The organism is Arthrobacter sp. JCM 19049 (genome assembly GCF_001310435.1).
The window spans coordinates 1-15,566 of record NZ_BAXF01000021.1 but is presented as its reverse complement, the minus strand read 5'-3'; the positions used below and the strand labels follow the sequence as shown (position 1 = coordinate 15,566).

The 15,566-nt window shown below is 63.7% G+C and carries 19 protein-coding genes and 2 pseudogenes; 10 read left to right on the top strand and 11 right to left on the bottom strand.

Going from position 1 to position 15,566, the window contains the following annotated elements; all coding sequences use genetic code 11:
* Positions 1–161 precede the first annotated feature (161 nt).
* Entirely contained in the window at positions 162–449 is a 288-nt protein-coding gene (locus tag JCM19049_RS02360) for an antibiotic biosynthesis monooxygenase (protein ID WP_054820681.1), read from the bottom strand.
* A gap of 238 nt (positions 450–687) precedes the next feature.
* Here JCM19049_RS02360 and JCM19049_RS02355 point away from each other — a divergent pair, with 238 nt between their 5' ends.
* Both JCM19049_RS02355 and JCM19049_RS02350 read left to right on the top strand, forming a co-directional pair.
* Positions 688–1,920, top strand: coding sequence for a CynX/NimT family MFS transporter (locus JCM19049_RS02355; protein ID WP_279402289.1), 1,233 nt, complete (start codon positions 688–690; stop codon positions 1,918–1,920).
* Positions 1,921–2,023: 103 nt separating this feature from the next.
* The gene (locus tag JCM19049_RS02350) at positions 2,024–2,578 is read left to right on the top strand and encodes a type 1 glutamine amidotransferase domain-containing protein (RefSeq protein ID WP_054820680.1); all 555 of its coding nucleotides are present in this window, start codon (positions 2,024–2,026) and stop codon (positions 2,576–2,578) included.
* A gap of 146 nt (positions 2,579–2,724) precedes the next feature.
* On the opposite strand, the gene JCM19049_RS02345 is transcribed toward JCM19049_RS02350, so the two are convergent.
* Genes JCM19049_RS02345 through JCM19049_RS18075 form a run of 5 tightly spaced genes read right to left on the bottom strand, consistent with a single transcriptional unit; the run spans position 2,725 to position 4,878 of the window.
* Complete coding sequence (locus JCM19049_RS02345) at positions 2,725–3,216, bottom strand: hypothetical protein (protein WP_279402288.1); 492 nt, start codon at positions 3,214–3,216, stop codon at positions 2,725–2,727.
* A gap of 48 nt (positions 3,217–3,264) precedes the next feature.
* Positions 3,265–3,495 (bottom strand): hypothetical protein, encoded by a 231-nt coding sequence (locus JCM19049_RS18090; protein WP_279402287.1) that lies wholly within the window; start codon positions 3,493–3,495, stop codon positions 3,265–3,267.
* Positions 3,474–3,956 (bottom strand): hypothetical protein, encoded by a 483-nt coding sequence (locus JCM19049_RS18085; protein ID WP_279402286.1) that lies wholly within the window; start codon positions 3,954–3,956, stop codon positions 3,474–3,476. The genes JCM19049_RS18090 and JCM19049_RS18085 overlap by 22 nt, the downstream gene beginning before the upstream one ends.
* 11 nt (positions 3,957–3,967) lie before the next feature.
* On the bottom strand, positions 3,968–4,753 hold the full coding sequence (locus tag JCM19049_RS18080; protein ID WP_279402285.1) for a hypothetical protein: 786 nt from the start codon (positions 4,751–4,753) through the stop codon (positions 3,968–3,970).
* On the bottom strand, positions 4,750–4,878 hold the full coding sequence (locus JCM19049_RS18075) for a hypothetical protein (protein WP_279402284.1): 129 nt from the start codon (positions 4,876–4,878) through the stop codon (positions 4,750–4,752). Before JCM19049_RS18075 ends, JCM19049_RS18080 begins: the two co-directional genes overlap by 4 nt.
* A gap of 100 nt (positions 4,879–4,978) precedes the next feature.
* Between JCM19049_RS18075 and JCM19049_RS02335 the strand changes: the two genes are divergently transcribed.
* Complete coding sequence (locus JCM19049_RS02335; RefSeq protein ID WP_054820678.1) at positions 4,979–6,589, top strand: PucR family transcriptional regulator; 1,611 nt, start codon at positions 4,979–4,981, stop codon at positions 6,587–6,589.
* Here JCM19049_RS02335 and JCM19049_RS18070 read toward each other — a convergent pair.
* Positions 6,586–7,061: pseudogene (locus JCM19049_RS18070) on the bottom strand (FtsW/RodA/SpoVE family cell cycle protein). The gene JCM19049_RS02335 and the pseudogene JCM19049_RS18070 overlap by 4 nt on opposite strands.
* 32 nt (positions 7,062–7,093) lie before the next feature.
* A complete protein-coding gene (locus JCM19049_RS02320; RefSeq protein WP_054820675.1) occupies positions 7,094–7,753 on the bottom strand; it encodes an FtsW/RodA/SpoVE family cell cycle protein in 660 nt (219 codons plus the stop codon).
* Positions 7,754–8,089: 336 nt separating this feature from the next.
* Between JCM19049_RS02320 and JCM19049_RS02315 the strand changes: the two genes are divergently transcribed.
* The 4 genes from JCM19049_RS02315 (at position 8,090) to JCM19049_RS02300 (ending at position 11,777) form a co-directional block, all read left to right on the top strand.
* Positions 8,090–8,989 carry a LysR family transcriptional regulator gene (locus JCM19049_RS02315; RefSeq protein ID WP_279402283.1) on the top strand — a complete coding sequence of 300 codons (900 nt, stop codon included), beginning with the start codon at positions 8,090–8,092 and terminating at the stop codon, positions 8,987–8,989.
* 178 nt (positions 8,990–9,167) lie between these two features.
* The gene (locus tag JCM19049_RS02310; RefSeq protein WP_279402282.1) at positions 9,168–10,370 is read left to right on the top strand and encodes an LCP family protein; all 1,203 of its coding nucleotides are present in this window, start codon (positions 9,168–9,170) and stop codon (positions 10,368–10,370) included.
* A gap of 20 nt (positions 10,371–10,390) precedes the next feature.
* Complete coding sequence (locus JCM19049_RS02305; protein ID WP_279402281.1) at positions 10,391–10,588, top strand: hypothetical protein; 198 nt, start codon at positions 10,391–10,393, stop codon at positions 10,586–10,588.
* 445 nt (positions 10,589–11,033) lie between these two features.
* Positions 11,034–11,777 carry an SDR family NAD(P)-dependent oxidoreductase gene (locus JCM19049_RS02300; RefSeq protein WP_054820672.1) on the top strand — a complete coding sequence of 248 codons (744 nt, stop codon included), beginning with the start codon at positions 11,034–11,036 and terminating at the stop codon, positions 11,775–11,777.
* 104 nt (positions 11,778–11,881) lie between these two features.
* On the opposite strand, the gene JCM19049_RS02295 is transcribed toward JCM19049_RS02300, so the two are convergent.
* Positions 11,882–12,265, bottom strand: a complete 384-nt coding sequence (locus JCM19049_RS02295) for a DUF3817 domain-containing protein (protein ID WP_175419448.1) — start codon at positions 12,263–12,265, stop codon at positions 11,882–11,884.
* Between the two features lie 262 nt (positions 12,266–12,527).
* Between JCM19049_RS02295 and JCM19049_RS02290 the strand changes: the two are divergent.
* The 3 genes and pseudogenes from JCM19049_RS02290 to JCM19049_RS18065 all read left to right on the top strand — a co-directional run.
* Positions 12,528–13,109, top strand: a pseudogene (locus JCM19049_RS02290) (NADPH-dependent FMN reductase); the annotation flags it as partial.
* Between the two features lie 217 nt (positions 13,110–13,326).
* Positions 13,327–14,250 carry a hypothetical protein gene (locus tag JCM19049_RS02285; RefSeq protein ID WP_279402280.1) on the top strand — a complete coding sequence of 308 codons (924 nt, stop codon included), beginning with the start codon at positions 13,327–13,329 and terminating at the stop codon, positions 14,248–14,250.
* Positions 14,154–14,540 carry a cytochrome P450 gene (locus JCM19049_RS18065; protein WP_279402290.1) on the top strand — a complete coding sequence of 129 codons (387 nt, stop codon included), beginning with the start codon at positions 14,154–14,156 and terminating at the stop codon, positions 14,538–14,540. The genes JCM19049_RS02285 and JCM19049_RS18065 overlap by 97 nt, the downstream gene beginning before the upstream one ends.
* A 36-nt stretch (positions 14,541–14,576) precedes the next feature.
* Here the strand turns inward: JCM19049_RS18065 and JCM19049_RS02280 are convergent, their stop codons facing one another.
* Both JCM19049_RS02280 and JCM19049_RS02275 read right to left on the bottom strand, forming a co-directional pair.
* Positions 14,577–14,876: a hypothetical protein gene (locus JCM19049_RS02280; RefSeq protein WP_054820671.1), complete on the bottom strand. Its 300-nt coding sequence runs from the start codon at positions 14,874–14,876 to the stop codon at positions 14,577–14,579.
* 182 nt (positions 14,877–15,058) lie between these two features.
* The coding region (locus JCM19049_RS02275) for a glycosyltransferase family A protein (protein WP_279402279.1) at positions 15,059–15,566 on the bottom strand (508 nt) is incomplete at its 5' end.

Below are 15,566 nucleotides of genomic sequence, written 5' to 3'. Positions count from 1 at the left end.
GGCGACACGCCCAGAAATCAGATCAACGGCAATGCTGCCCTACACCCTCGATTGCGAAGAGCCAAGAAAGGATAGCAAAAACTCAGCACACGCGCCATCATTGTATAATGAATATTTTTTGCTATCATTAATCGCAAATTAAAAGCCAGCAGGACAAACTTCTAGAGCTCCACAACCTCAAACTCAAGAAGCGCGTTGTCAGAAGCTACCGGCTTCTGCTTGGAGTGGTCGTGGCCGGCGCGGTTATCTCGCCAGGTCTCGTAGTCCTCGCGGGTCGCCCACTGGGTGTAAACGAAGTAACGGCTCTCTCCGGCAACTGGACGCAGGAGCTTGAATCCCTCGAAACCCGGAGCGCTATCCACCGAATGCTTGCGTGCCGCGAAGCGCGCTTCGAGTTCCTCTCCGGCACCTTCCGGGACGTTCAAGGCGTTGATAACGACGACAGACATGTCTCTCCTTTCGGCCCCCTTTTGGGGCAACCAGTGGTAGTTTCAGCCTACTCTTCCTGGCTCCTCCTTGGCGGTGAGCCGCTTCACATGGTTCAGTAGGGATCCAAACCGATTAGGACAGGCCCCCTTTCCTCAATGAACGGGACAGTCATCGGCTTCCTGCCGCGCGTATGGAAGAATCCCGTTCGATACGGCCGCGATGGTGAGCCGATTATGCAATGGCGCGAAAGGGTCTTTGGTGGCTGAAACGAAAGAATCGGTGGGCTCCGAGCGATCCGATGTTGCCTGGATGGTCATCGTCTTCAGTGGGGTGATGGCAGCCCTGCACATCTGGAAACTCCCCTCAGCAATCCCGGTGCTGCAAAACGAACTGGGCATCTCTCTACTCATGTCCGGCGTACTGCTAGGCGTGGTTCAAGTGGCTGGCATGGTCAGCGGGTTGGCCATGTCTCTTGTCGCAGAACTGATCTCCCAAAGGCACACCATGGTTCTGGGGCTGCTCTTACTGTCCGTGGGATCGGCGGCCGGGTCCTTGTCACAGGACGCGACCCTGCTTTTGATTACCCGCATCATCGAGGGTGCGGGTGTCATCATGGCCAGCGTGGTGGGCCCGGGACTGGTGCGTGCCCATGCACCGCTGAACCGTATGAATGTCGCCGTGGGCTGGTGGGCCGCATTCATGGGCATTGCCACCTTTCTGGGCGTACTCGGAACCGCTATCGCACTGCAGTACATCACCTGGCAGACGTGGTGGCTGTTCCTTGCCGCCGCGACACTCATCCCGGTGGTGTTGATTCTCAAGGTCGTAGCACCCGACCATCCCGCTGGCAGCGCCGGAGCGAAGGCAGCCCTGACCCGGATCATTGCGACCGCATCCTCCGGTCGGGTGTGGCTCAGCGGCCTCATTTTCGGCTGCTACACCGTTCAGTGGATGGCCATCGTTGGATTCCTGCCCAGCATTTACCGCGAAGATGGACTTTCTCCGGTGATGGGCGGTCTCTTTGCTGCCGTGGTTGGCGGATTGAACGGCATCGGAGCCATCTGCACCGGCAACCTGCTGCAGAAGGGATTCTCGGCCAAGAAGCTGCTCCTCGCCGCGTTCCTCATCATGGCGGCGACTTCCGTGCTGACCTTCGCCATCGACTACCCGCCAGAATTGATGCTGCTCCAAGTGCTCAGTGTGGGCTTGTTCTCCCTGTGCGGGGCCATGGTGCCAGCGACCATGACGCGCATCGCGGTGGACCTGGCGCCCGAGGGCGGTTCGGCACCCGCGGCCATGGGATTGATGCAGCAGATCTTCAACATCGGAAACTTCACCGGTCCGATGCTGGTGGCCTGGCTGGTCGTGGTGACCGGCAGCTGGTCCTCCTCCTGGTGGATCAGCGCGTTCTTTGGAGCGCTGGGCATCGGGGCCACCTTGGTGCTGATGCGCAAGGGTTCCCCGTTGCACCAAATCCAGCACGCCCGCTAGTCCCTACTAAGTGCCACGACCTGAATAGTTGCTGACCCCCTCTTGCGTGCCACGTCCACGAGTGCAATCGTGGCCAGTGGATCCCAACGAAAGGAGCAAGACCATGGCCGATTTGTCAGGCAAGAAGGTTCTCGTGGTGGTATCCAACCGCGGAGTGGAGCAGGATGAGCTGAAGAGCCCGGTGCAGACGCTGAAGGATGCCGGCGCCGAGGTCACCATCGCATCCCAGAAGACCGGTGAGGTGCAGAGCCTCGTCAGCGACTGGGATCTGGGTGAGGCTTTCCAGGCGGATGCCGCACTGTCCGAGGTGAATGAAGCGGACTACGACCTGCTGCTGGTGCCCGGCGGCACGCTGAACGCGGACAACCTGCGACTGGATGAGGACGCCCAGCGCATCGCCAAGTCCTTCGCCTCCGGTGGCCGTCCAATCGCCTCAATCTGCCACGGCCCGTGGCTGCTGGTCGAGACCGGCTTGGTCAAGGGCAAGACCCTGACCTCCTACAAGTCCGTCAAGACCGACGTCATCAATGCCGGCGGCACCTGGAAGGACGTTGAGGTATTCCGTTGCCCGGCTGAGAACTGGGTGCTGATCACCTCGCGCAACCCAGGTGACCTTGACGCATTCAACGAGGCGATTATCAAGGAATTGGGCGCCTAGAACTCTTTTGTTTCCGGCCCTGTCGGAAAGAACTCCAAGTGGAGGAGCCACCGTCACGGTGGCTCCTCCACTTGTCTTTATAGGTGTCCTTCCGCTTCCGGAGCCCTTCGCGCCCTAACAAGGGACAGGGAGCTTCGTCCCGTGGACTATCCCCCAACCACGAAGTACCCGCCATTTAGGCCATCCACCATGATCCGGTAGTCCTGGTCGGCAATTCTTGCCTGCAGCATCCAGTTCGGCTTCCAGACCGTCCGCACACAGGACTGCTCCTTGACTCCCCCGCGCCAGGCAAGCTTCGCCTTGCGCATCGATGCGGTGCGCACCAGCGCCGCCGCCTTGTGTCGGGCGGTTTCAAAGTCAATGGTGTTCCACTTCGGGTCCTTGACCTTCGCCAGGTCCAGGCCCGCCGCGTCCTCCAGGCGCCACGGGTCACTCAAGAACGCCTTGCCGGAGTAATAGTCCACCAGCACGTGGGCGGCACGCTGCCGCCTGGCCGGCTGCGGGACCTGGAACTGGAACCCGGCGAAGGGGTGGTGCAGCAGGCGCGCGCTGCCAGCGTGCAGCTGCGGCGCCTTGGACTTCAGCACCCGCCAGGCGTCCTGCTCATCCACCAGGGTCGTAAGGACCACTTCATTCATGGCGGGCCGCCACTTCCGCCTGGGCCGCCAGGTAGGCATCCTGGTTCATCAGCATGCGGGCCGGGATGGGGCCCACCTTGCGGTCTCCTCCAGGGCGCGGGCAATGTGCTCGGGCACCGGATGGCTGCGCTGGCTGGCCAGCGAGCCGACGATCATGGCAATGGTGGAGGCCAGGATGCCGGTGACCATCGGGTCGATGCCGGTGGAATCCGGCAGTCCGGACAGCTGCCAGCCCACCGAAACCACGGTGCCGGCAATCATTGAGGAAATCGCGCCCACGGTGTTCGCCTTCTTCCACCACACGGCGCAGACATACGCCGGAACGAAGGCGCTGCCCAGCACCGTGGTGGAGAAGATGACCACCGCGGCGACGCCGGCGGGTCGAAGGCGGCGATCACGTAGCCGATCACGGCCAACAGCAGCACGGTGATGCGCGAAACCCACACCATCTGCCCATCGGTCATCTTGCGGTTGATGAACCGGGCATAGATGTCCTGCCCGGCAATCGTGCCGGCCTGCAGCAGCAGGGCATCGGCGGTGGACATGATCGCCGCCATGATCGCGGCCATCACGATGCCCACCGCGAAGCTGGGCAGCACCGCGTCGGCGACCTCGAAGATCGCGATCTCCGGGTTGGCCAGGTTCGGCAGCAGCAGCAGCGCGAACATGCCCACCAGGTAGGGGCCGGGGATGAACAGCAGGTTGAAGATCATTGAGTATGCACCGGCGGTGCGGGCCACCGAGGGTTTCTTCATGCCATGTGGCTGACCACCACGTGCGGCCAGCCCATGTAGCCGATGGAGAAGACCAAGAGCGCGCCGAGGATGACGCCCCACTGCCCCTGGAAGCCGAGGTCCGCGCCCCACATGGTCAGCAGGTTCGGGTTGATCTGCCCCACGGCCTCGTTGCCTGCGGTGAAGCCGCCGATGGCGATCAAGGTGGCGATCAGGATCCAGACCATGCCGATGACCATGATGATGGCCTGCACGAAGTCGGTGTAGGCCACCGCCAGGTAGCCGCCGAGGAACGTGTAGAGCACGATCACGCCGATGGCGATGGCCAGGGCGAGCGGGAAGGACACCCCGGTCACCATCTCCAGGCCACGCCCGCCGGCAATGAACTGGGCCAGGACATAGAAGAACATGCAGAACAGCGCCACCGGTGCGGCGATCAGCCGGATCCACTTGGATGGGTAGCGGTGTTCCAGGTATTCAATGGAGGTGATCGAGCCCAGGATCTGCGAGAGCTTGCGCATCCTGCGGCCCAGCACGGACAGGTTCAGGATGCCGCCGCCCAAGTCACCCAGGGCGTACCACATGCCGAAGTAGCCCTGCGTATAGCCCAGCGAGCCGGCGCCCATGAACATGTAGCCGGACATGGAGGAGCTTTGCAGGCGCAGTGCGGTGACTCCGGGGCCCAGGCTGCGCCCGCCCAGCAGGTACCCCTCCGAGTCGGACTGCCCGCGCTTCATCGCCCAGAAGCCGATACCGGCCATGGCGAGGAAGTAGACAACCAGGAAGGCCAGTTCCAGGCTCATTTCTCCCCTCCCAGGTCCTCGCGCTTCCAGTTGCGGCTGAGCCACATGAACGTGGCGGTGTAGATGACCCAGAACGCCGGAACGCCCAGGATCACCACGACGGTGAATGTCGGCAACCCAAACATCAGCAGTATCCTCCTCGGTACAGCACAACCTGTATGGTGTGAAGGGCATCACAAAATACACTGTGACCGCTAGCTTCGCACAGATGGGAAGGAACTGACAGTGACACACGGTGCGGAATTCGGTTCCAGCCGGACACTTTGTCCGGCCGATGGCATGCCGACCGTTGCCCAGGTGCTCCAGCTTCCACCCGTGCTGGCCGGGGATCCCCAGGTGTTCGCGGATCAGCAGAATCTGGCCCGGCCCATCCGGTGGGCCCACGTTCTGGAGAACATGATGCCGCGCGACCACCTGCGCGGTGGTGAAATGGTGCTGACCACCGGCATTGGCTGGGGCCCGGCCCCGGATTTCACGCGCTATGTTCGGGGCCTGGCCCTGTGCGACGTGCCGCTGCTGGTCTTGGAGCTTGGCACCCCGGTCAGCGAGGCACCGCAGGAGCTGGTGCAGGCCTGCCGCGAGGCGGGGCTGGCTCTGGTGGTCATGCACCGAAAGGTCGCGTTCGTGGAGATTACCGGCGCCCTGCACGAGTGGTTGTTCTCCGAGCAGACCCGGCGCATTGAAGCCGGCGGCACGGTGACCGTGCTGTTCACCGCCTTGATGCAGCGCGGCGCCCCGACCGATAGCATCCTGTCCACCTGCGCCCAGCTGCTGGGAACACCGGTGATCTTGGAGGACCAGGGGTACCATGTCCTGCGCTACGCCCCGAGTTCCACGGCGCCGCAGCAGATGTTCGAGTCCTGGCAGGAGCGTTCGGGCCGGGAACACCGTGCCGGAAACCCGGGACGGCATGCGGTGCCGGTGACCCTGCACGGCAAGCATTTCGGTTCCCTGATCTGCTCGCTTCAGGCCCAGCATCCCGCCGGAGTGCACCATGTGCTGACCATGGCGGCCGTGGCCATCGGCGTGGACCTGCTGCAGCGTCCCGGGTCCGCACGCTGGGAGCTGGGCACCGGACAGCAGCTGCTGGATGACCTTCTGGTGCACAAGAAGGTCTCCGCCACCGAACTTGTCCCCCGTTTTGAAGCCTCCGGCCTGCCACTTCGCGGCAGGATCCTGCATGGTTTCGCCATAGCCCTCACTCCACAGGCGGATCCGGGGCTCGCGGCCGAAAGCCTGCGGGAGGCCTTCGCGCCGCATCAGGCCACGGTGGCCCATCAGGTGGTCAACGGGCGTTCACTGCTCTTCGGTCTGCTGTCGCTGCAGGAGCAGACCGCGCCTTTCGCGCAGGAAGCCTTCGAACCTGGCGAACACCTGCGCGGGCCGCTGTATCTGGGCCCCGGCTGCCATGAACTGCAGGCGGCGGCCGATTCTCTGCGCCAGGCGCGGGCCGGTTTCGAACTGCATCTGGGAACGGATGGCGGCAACGTGGTGCACACGGCCGCCGAACCATTGGCCCTGCTCGCCCACGAGCTGCGCCATGAACCGTCCCTACAGCGCCTGCCCCGGCAGGTGCTGGCTCCAGTCCTCGACCTGCCGCAGGCGCAGCGCGCGGAATTCCTGCGGATCCTTGAAGCCTGCGTGGCCCATCCGGCGAACCGGTCACTGGCCGCCAGGCACAGCCTGCTCTCCCGCTCGGTGTTCTACCAGCGCCTGTCACGGCTGGAGGAGCTGCTGGGTATCAGCCTTGATGACCCGAGGCTGCTGACGGTGCTCTCCCTGGCGTTGGCGGTGCACCGGCAGAGCCAGCGATCCGGTATGCCACCACACCCTTAAGCCGCACCTGTTTCCTTGGACACCTGGAGTTGCGGGTCCGGCTGGCGGCCGTTGTCCCGGGCCACCGCCAACACCACCCCGATCGCCGCGAGGGAGGTGGCCAGGGAGGACCCACCAAACGAAATGAAGGTGAGCGGCACCCCGGTGACCGGGACCAGCCCGGCCACCATGGCGATATTCAGCACCGCCTGGGCGATCAGCCAAATCAAGGTGACCGTACAGAAGCAGCGGGCAAAGACGGAGGTTGAACGCTGCGCAATCCGGTGGATGGACACGGCCAGGAAGGCGAAGATCAGCAAGAAGAACAGCGAGCCGATCAGCCCATCTCCTCGCCGATGACGGCGAAAATGAAGTCGGTGTGGGCTTCGGGGATCCAGTGCCATTTCTGCCGGCTCTGCCCCATGCCCACGCCCCACAGCCCCCCGGAGGCCAATGCGTACTGGCCCTGTAGGTTCTGGTGGCACAGATCCATCCCGTCATCGCAGGCCCGGTTCGCCCAACTCATCAGGCGCACCATGCGGTTCGGCTGATCAGCGCCGCAATGATCACCACAACGCTGACCCCGCCGAGCACTACCAGCAGTTTGCGCAACTCCACCCCGGCAATGAAGAGCGTGGCCAGGGTGATCAGCATCAGCACGGCGGCCGTGCCCAAGTCCTTCTCCAGCAACACCAGGGCGATAAACAGCCCATTGCCGACCAGGTAGGGGATGGCCAGGTGATTCCAGTCGTGCAGCAGCCTCCGCTTGGCATCCACAATGTGGGCGGACCACAGCACGCTGGTGAACTTGGCCAGCTCCGAGGGCTGGAACGTCACCGGCCCCAAACCCAGCCAGCGCCGAGCCCCGTTGACCTCCACCCCCAGCGGTGTCAGCACCAGCACCAGAAGCACCAGGGTCAGCAGGAAGGCCGGCCAGCTCAGCTTGCGCAGCACCCGCACCGGGAAGCGCGACAACACGAGCATGGCCGCAACCCCCAAGCCCGCGGCCACCGCCTGTGTGGTCAACAGGCGGTATGGCGAGGACCGGGTGCTCACCCCGGACGCGGATAGCACCATGACCAGGCCCATGACCGTGAGCAGCAAGGTCATCCCGATGATAATTTGGGCATCGTGGCGGCTGGCCCGTGAGATCCGGGCCGGGGAAGCGGCGGCCTGCCTACTCATTGGCGCACCTCTTCCCGGGCACGGTGCCAGCGGCTCGCCCTGCCGCTCAGAGGGATCTTCGGGACACTGCCAAACACTGCCGCAACCAGCCGCCAAGGTGAAGTACGCATAACCATTCACCCTACTGAGCCACGGGTTAAGCCACTAATAGCCCCAGCGGTATGACGCATGCACTTCCCACATGGATCAGAAAATTATCCACGCGGAGCAGGCGCTCAGGACCGGGCAGCGTTCGGCGCCTGCATGATACGGTGAGGCCTTGCTCGCCCCCACTGCCTTGTAGAGGTGCCATCCTTGACCCCCGACCATGAGCCGCCGCTGCTCCCGCCCGGCCCGTTGACGGGCCCACGCCTGTCCTCCGGCAACACCATCGCCCAGCTGGATGCGATGATCGCGGTCGTGGATTACGGCTCATTCACCGCGGCGGCCGACATACTGGGCATCTCCCAGCCTTCGTTGTCCCGTCGAATCCGTGCGCTGGAGGATGTCCTGGGGATGGCGGTGTTCATTGCATCGGGCCGGAACATGGTGCTCACCGAACTGGGCCGGGACCTGGTGCCGGCCGGGCGGCGGATTCTTGCGGAGATCGCCTCGATTGACTCCACCATCCACGCCCACCGCAACCTTCTGGCCGGAACACTCAAGGTGGCCGGGCTGCCCTCGCTGATCTCCACGGTGTTGCCGCCCTACCTGGGCCGCTTCCACCATCAGTTCCCCGAGGTGCGGGTGGAAACCTTCACGGTTGAGGATTCGGAGGAGCTGGCCGAGGCCGTGCGGCTTGGCCGGGCCGATTTGGGGTTTGGGGTCAATGAAACCGTCCCGGAGCAGCTGGCTGCCCTGCCGCTGAAGGACCAGAATTTCGCCGCCGTGCTGCCCGAGGCGGCGACCAACGGTTCTGCCGACGTCCTTGACGTGGCGGACCTGCACGGACGCACCCTGGTGACCCTGCCAGAAGGCACCTCCATCCGCGCGGTGACCGAAGGCGTCTATGCCGACTACGGCGTACAACCGGAACAGGTCATCACCACCACTCAACGTGACGCGCTGGTTCAGCTGAGCATCGCGGCCGGCGGCATCACGATTGTGCCCGAGGTGTTGGCTCATTCCGCCTCCTTCCTGGGCGGCCGGGTGGCCCGGCTGCGGACCCCGGCCCGGCGGTCCATCAGCGTGGTCTACCGCGATGAACGCCACCACGGCCCTGCGCTGACGAATTTCCTGCAGCTGCTGCGGCACTGACTGCTTGTTTCCGGCGTTGATCTGCTCCCCGCGACACGCTGGATGGGATGGGTTTTCCACTCATGCGCGCCACGCATGGAAGCTGCCCCTCCGGCTATTGGTGCCGCCCCGTCCACCCGTGATGCCATGGAAATTCTGACTTTGACCAGAGGTGTGTGGACGGAAGGACCCGGCGAGCGTGAACAACCCGCAAGGCATGAAGCGCGGAAGAGCAGCAGAAGGACGGAACCGGGTTCACGCTCCGCGCCGGCGGCGCGCGTTGATCAGCATCATTGTTGCGGTGCTGTTCTGCGGCCTGGTCGGCACCACCGCGATGGCGGTGCTGCACCTGCAGCGCAACATCACCACCGCTCCCCTGGGGTCCCGCTTCCCGGCCGAGGACCCTGTTCCGGACGGTGAGCGCAATATCCTGCTGCTCGGGTCCGATGCCCGCGACGAGTCCTCCACGGCCTACGGCTCTGATCACGGGTCGCGGCGCAGTGACGCCATGGTGCTGGTACATTTCGCGGCCGAGAACGAGCGCATCGATGCGGTGCAGCTGCCGCGGGACACGCTCATGCAGTTGCCGGCCTGTGAGGATCACGGGCACGGGGCCTATCCGGGCGGCTATGGGATGATCAACTCGGCGTTGAACTATGGCCCGGCCTGTTCGGTGACCGCGGTCGAAGAGCTCAGCGGGGTCAGGATCGATAACTTCATCGAGCTGGATTTCGAGGGATTCATTACCGTCGTTGACGCCTTGGATGGCCTGCCGGTGTGCCTGCCCGAGGCGCTGAAGGACCCGAAGGCGAAGCTGGATCTTCCCGCAGGCCAGCAGACCGTCAACGGCAAAGATGCGCTGGCCCTGGCCCGGACCCGCCACGCCGTCGGGGATGGCAGCGATATCGCCCGTATGGATCACCAGCAGATGGTCATGTCCGCCATCGTGCAGCATGTGACCAGCCGGGAGGTGCTCACGCGCCCCGACCGGCTGTACTCCTTCCTGGATGCCGCCACTTCCGCGATGACCGTAGATCCCGGCCTGGAATCACTGAGCAGTCTGGTTTCCCTGGCCCGGCAGCTGGCCGACGTTCCCACCTCGCAGATCTCGTTCTTGACCATGCCGTGGAGCCCGGCACCGCAGAACCCGAACCGGGTTGTCCCTTCCGCTGAAGCCCAGACGGTCTTTGCGTCGCTGCGCGCTGACCGTCCACTGTCCGGCGAGGAGAAGAACGCAAAGAAGCAGAAAACCAAGCCGGCGCGGTCGGCGCCGGTGAGGATCACGAACGGTGCCGGGCTCAGTGGGCTGGCCGCAGAGTATTCCGCCGAGGTCAGCGCCTGGGCCACACCGTCAGTGGGATCGACACCGCACGGCAGCTGCAGGCGTCCACGGTACTGCTAGTTGACGGCAGCGACGCGGCCTTGGTGACGGCGAAGACCCTGGCCAGTGACCTGCATCTGGACCTCACGCCCCAGGTGGGCGCGGCAGCAGGAGTGCAGCTGGTCCTGGGCCAGGACATTGACCAACTGGATCAAAAGACCGCCGCACCGCAGAGGACCCCCGAAGCAAAGGAAGGGCCCACCCCACGCTCGGCCGACGCCGGATTGTGTTCCGGTTAGCAGGTCAATGACCACCGGCGGTAGGCACCCCGAGAGGCAGGAATAGCAGGGTTTCGGGGTTTGCGGAAGGCTTCACGCAGTGAGAATAACCCGGTCCAGAATCGACCCGTAGACAAGATGCGGTGGGTACTGTGGGCAGTACAGGGATACCCGGGATCTGACGTTCCGGGAAGGTTGAAAGTCCCTGTTGCCCGAAGTAGGTGCATGGTGAAGTTCATTCGCATTCGCCGCGATGTGCGGCGGCCATGCCGTCATGGGTCCCCGGCCGCAGTACGGCTGCTTGGCATGCGACAGGCACCAGCAGCAGGCACGCTCGCGCCTCTGACCCTTGGGCCGTCTGGCAAGGGTTTCCCGACGCTGCCGCTTCCCCTTCCAGCACGCTGTGCCACCTCACCGTCCACCACCGGGCATCCCGCCATCCATCAGCATCAAGGGAGTAGTACATATGCAGTTCAGCAACCAAGTAGCCCTCGTCACCGCAGCCGGTGCAGGCATCGGCCGCGCCATCGCGCTGCGCCTGGCCAAGGACGGGGCCGCCGTCCTGGTTTCAGATGTCAATGACGCGGCCGGCGCAGAAACCGTGGAACTGATCGAGAACGCCGGGGGACGTGCCTCCTACCTGCACGCGGACGTCTCAGTTCCCGAGGAGGTCAATGCGCTGGTTCCCCGCGCCCTGGAGGTCTTTGGCCGTTTGGACATGGCGGTGAACAACGCCGGGGTGGGTGCCATGCCCAAACCCATTCAGGATGTCACCACCGCTGACTGGGAGCGTTCCATCAACATCACCCTGACCGGCACGTTCCTGGCCATGCAAAGCCAGGTCCGGCACTTTACCGAACAGGGGCAGGGTTCCATTGTGAACATCGCTTCCCTGGCGGGAATTAGCGCTACCCCGCAGCTGACCCCATATGGTGCGGCGAAGCACGGGGTCGTTTCCCTGACCCGCAGTGCCGCGAAGGAAAACGCTGAAGCGGGCATCCGCGTCAATGCGGTGGCCCCCGGCGCCATTGAAACCGCGGCCCTGGCATCCCTGCCGGAGGAGGCGAAGGCCGGATATGCGGCAGAGATTCCCATGAAGCGGCTGGGTCAGCCAGAGGACATCGCCAGCGCCACCGCGTTCCTGCTTTCCCCGGAAGCCAACTTCATCACCGGTGTGGTGCTGCGCGTGGACGGCGGCACCGAAGCCTAAACCCGGCAGCAGCTGCCAAGCATGGCGCCTGGTGAAAGCAACGGCGGACGGCAGGAAGGATCTTCCCGTCGCCCGTCGTTGTCTTGGTTATGCCTGCTGGGCGGTCAAGCGTCCGCGTTGACCACGAGCCGCCCGGACTTCGCCATCCACCGTTCAAAAGGCAGGGTCAGGAACGGTAGGGTGGAGGCCGCCGTGCCAACAACCAGCACCCAGATCTTCCAGCGGAACGTCACCGCAGTCACCACCGCAGCAGCCAGATAGCACAGCCAAGTCACGCCGTGCGCCCATCCGAAGATCGTCACGCCAATGCCGTTGCCGTTGATCAGGTACTTAAAGGCCATGCCGGTCAGCATCCCCACCCATGTGAAGCACTCAACAATCGAAACCACCTGGAAGAACCGGCGGATCGCCGTTTGCCAGGCAGCCGTACCCAACGGCCGCTTTTGTTCGGCGGCAACAGGGTGGGTCGACGACTCAATGACGGACACGGCGGCTCCTGCATTCAATGATTCAAAAATGGCAGTCCCACCCACCCTATCCGTCACCCCAAACCAATACTTGACTTCGTAAGCAACACCACTGGAGCGTCTTAAAAAGCAGATCTGCGTGCAAGTGCGAAATGTTTACTGGTTCATCAACCCTTGCCCGGCATCACCGGAAACCTTTTTCTTCGTCCAGTTCCACTGCGCATTTGCTCAAAATCGCCGCCAACCACTCGATTCCGGGGAGCCCGAGTGATGGACTAGCGCCATGGCTACTTACAACATCGGGTACATCGTTGGTTCGCTCTCCAGCAAGTCCATCAACCGGATTCTTGCCAAAGCGCTGATCAAGCTGGCGCCGGACTGTCTGGAATTCACCGAGATCCCCATCGGGGATCTTCCGTTGTACAACCGCGACCTGGACGAGAACTATCCAGAGGCGGCCACCAAGTTCAAGAAGCAGATCGAAGCTTCCGATGGCCTGCTGATCGTTTCCCCGGAATACAACCGCTCCATCCCAGGCGCACTGAAGAACGCCTTGGATTGGGGGTCCCGCCCCTGGGGCACCAACTCCTTCGCACGCAAGCCCGCAGCCGTCATTGGAGCTTCCACCGGAGCCATTGGCACCGCCCTGATGCAGTCCTCAATGCGCACGGTCCTTGGGTTCCTGGACGCGCCACAGCTCAATGCCCCAGAGGCCTACATCAGCTTTAAGCCCGAGGCCTACGAGGAGGACGGAACCGTCACCGACGAGTCCACCCGCAAGTTCCTCCAGCACTACGTGGATGAGTACACCGCTTTCATCCAGCGCGTGCTGGATGCAAGCGCCGAAGGCCACATCGGAGATCCGGGTCGCCGCAAAAGTAGCGTCCACCCGCTACCCGATTATCCACCTCACTTCACCAACCCAGGAGATGTCGTTGACCGAGCCGGAGCTGACCCAGTCTTCACTCAATGCCACACAAAATCCACTGCCGCGTCCCACCTGGCCGGAAACAGCCCAGATCGTGGCGGACATCTTCGCGCCGGTGTTGGCCAAGGGACCAATTCGCCGGCGGCCGAAGGTCATGGCGATCGCCGAGCGCTTGGACATTGAACGTCGCGGAGTGAAGCGGATGCAGGCCCTGGCCGACAAGTACGGCCCAGGTCCCCTGCAGCTGAAGCTGTTCGGCCGGGAGTTCTCGCTGATCCTGGATCCACAGGACGTGCACCGTGTCCTGGACCAGACACCTGAACCCTTCACCCCCGCCGAATTGCTCAAGCGCAAAGCCCTGGAACACTTCGAACCGCGTTCCTCACTGATCACCCGCGGACCACAACGGGCCGGACGCAGGGAATTCAACGAAAAGGCGCTCGGCTCGGATCATCCGATACACAAGATGGCCAGTACGCTGCTGCCAGCGGTGCGAGAGGAAGCCAAGATCCTCTTGGACGAGGTCGGAGCCGAGAGTGGCACCCTGCGTTGGGATGACTTCAATCGCGCCTGGTTCCGCATGGTTCGCAGGGTCGTGCTCGGGGATTCGGCCAGAAATGACGATCGGCTGATCGAGCTGATCGAGTCGCTGCGGTCCAGGGGCAACCTCGCTTTTCTTCGGCCGCTGGACCGGGTCACCCGTGACGACTTCCACGCCACGCTCAAGGAGATCCTCGACCGCGCGGAGCCGGGGAGCCTGGCGGCGTTCATGCAGAATATGGGGCCTTCCGAGACTGAGCCGGCGGATCAGGTTCCACAGTGGCTCTTTGCCTTTGATCCCGCCGGAACCGCCGCATGGGCCGCCATGGCACTGCTCTCCAGCGATGAGCCGAAGATGGACGAGGCCCGTGAGGAGCATTGGTTCAGGCTTCGGACCCGGCCCCGCTGTTGCCAAAGTTGCGCCATGCCGTACTCGATACCCTGCGCCTGTGGCCCACCACGCCCTTCATCCTGCGCCAGGCCACCCGCTCGGTGGAATTCACGCCGGGCATCATGCCCGAGGGCACCTCGGCGCTGATTTTTGCGCCCTACTTCCACCGGGACGACAGGCACCTGGGGTACGCCAACACGTTCAGCCCGCACATCTGGGATGCTGAACGCACCAACACCGACTGGCCGCTGGTGCCCTTCAGTGACGGCTCAGGCATTTGCCCCGGACGACACCTGGTCCTGATGCTGACCAGTAATTTCATCGCCGAGCTCATCCGCGCGCACGAGGTGCGGCTGCTCCAGCCGAGCCTGGACCCCCGGAATGTACCCAGCACGTTCAATACCTATGGCGCCGAATTCCGGGTTACCTCTCGTTGAGCCAGCAGCGTGACGGCCTGTCTCGCCTGATCCCGGCTAACGCGACAGCGTGAAGCTGGCCGTTGGCCGGGAGGACCCGGGCCCGGTGAAGTGAACGTTCAGCGACCCGAAACCGGGCAGCACCGTCACCATAATCCGGGGGCTCGACGTTCCGGATGCGGTGCAAATGAAACGGTCCGGACCCAGCCAGCTGTTGCTCTGGCGGCATCCGTCCCCGGCATCGGCCCAACCCCACAGCAGGCTGTCGGTGGCGAGCGTGACCTCGAAGGCCTGGCCAACTGGGATGTTTGAGGTCGTGAGCGCGAATTCGTAGGTCGAAGTCAGTCCGTGAGTCACACTATGCAGACTGACCTCTACCTGCGGTTCGGTAGTACCAGGTTCCGGATCGCTGGGCTCCGGGGCGGGGTCGCTGGCCAACTGCGGGGCATCATCTTCGCTGTCACCGGTTAAGAGTGGGCGGGCGGTGAATCGTGACGCGGTTGTCGAAAGATTTCCTAAAAGTTTTTTCGCGTCCGTTCCTACCGCAGGTTCAGGCGTTCCTTCCACCGGCGGTAGATGGTCCGCCGTCCACCATGGGCGGCGAAGGTCCGCCACGCCATGCGCACCACCCGCAGGTGGCTGCCTGGGCTGGACAGGCTGCGGCCCGCCACTCCCACGACCAGCCCCAAATCCAGCCGGACTTTTGCTTTTGACGGCAGCACACAGGAAAGATCCATGTCATCATGCAGTTCGGCGGCTTGGCGGTGCACCCGGGGTGAGGCGTACTGCCAAACGCGTTGGCGCATCGCCATGTTCGAGCCCCACAGCGGCACCCTGGCCAGCGCGGTGCCGATGGCCGCGTAGTAGGCCCCGAAATAGTACGCGGCGGCCACGGTCCGTGCCCACCGCGGCAGGTCATAGAAGACGCCCAGCCCGGTGATTGCGTCCAGGTCCGGGTTGCGGGAGAAGTTTTCAAGGATGCGCGACACCCACCCGGCGTCGGGCCGGCTGTCCGCGTCGCAGCGGGCAATGATGTCCCTTCGGCGG

Coding starts and splice junctions, on each gene's coding strand:
- JCM19049_RS02285 (WP_279402280.1), top strand. CDS start 13,327: ATGGCGATCGCCGAGCGCTTGGACATTGAACGTCGCGGAGTGAAGCGG.
- JCM19049_RS18080 (WP_279402285.1), bottom strand. CDS start 4,753: ATGAGCCTGGAACTGGCCTTCCTGGTTGTCTACTTCCTCGCCATGGCC.
- JCM19049_RS02345 (WP_279402288.1), bottom strand. CDS start 3,216: ATGAATGAAGTGGTCCTTACGACCCTGGTGGATGAGCAGGACGCCTGG.
- JCM19049_RS02360 (WP_054820681.1), bottom strand. CDS start 449: ATGTCTGTCGTCGTTATCAACGCCTTGAACGTCCCGGAAGGTGCCGGA.
- JCM19049_RS18075 (WP_279402284.1), bottom strand. CDS start 4,878: ATGTTTGGGTTGCCGACATTCACCGTCGTGGTGATCCTGGGCGTTCCG.
- JCM19049_RS02320 (WP_054820675.1), bottom strand. CDS start 7,753: ATGAGTAGGCAGGCCGCCGCTTCCCCGGCCCGGATCTCACGGGCCAGC.
- JCM19049_RS02350 (WP_054820680.1), top strand. CDS start 2,024: ATGGCCGATTTGTCAGGCAAGAAGGTTCTCGTGGTGGTATCCAACCGC.
- JCM19049_RS02300 (WP_054820672.1), top strand. CDS start 11,034: ATGCAGTTCAGCAACCAAGTAGCCCTCGTCACCGCAGCCGGTGCAGGC.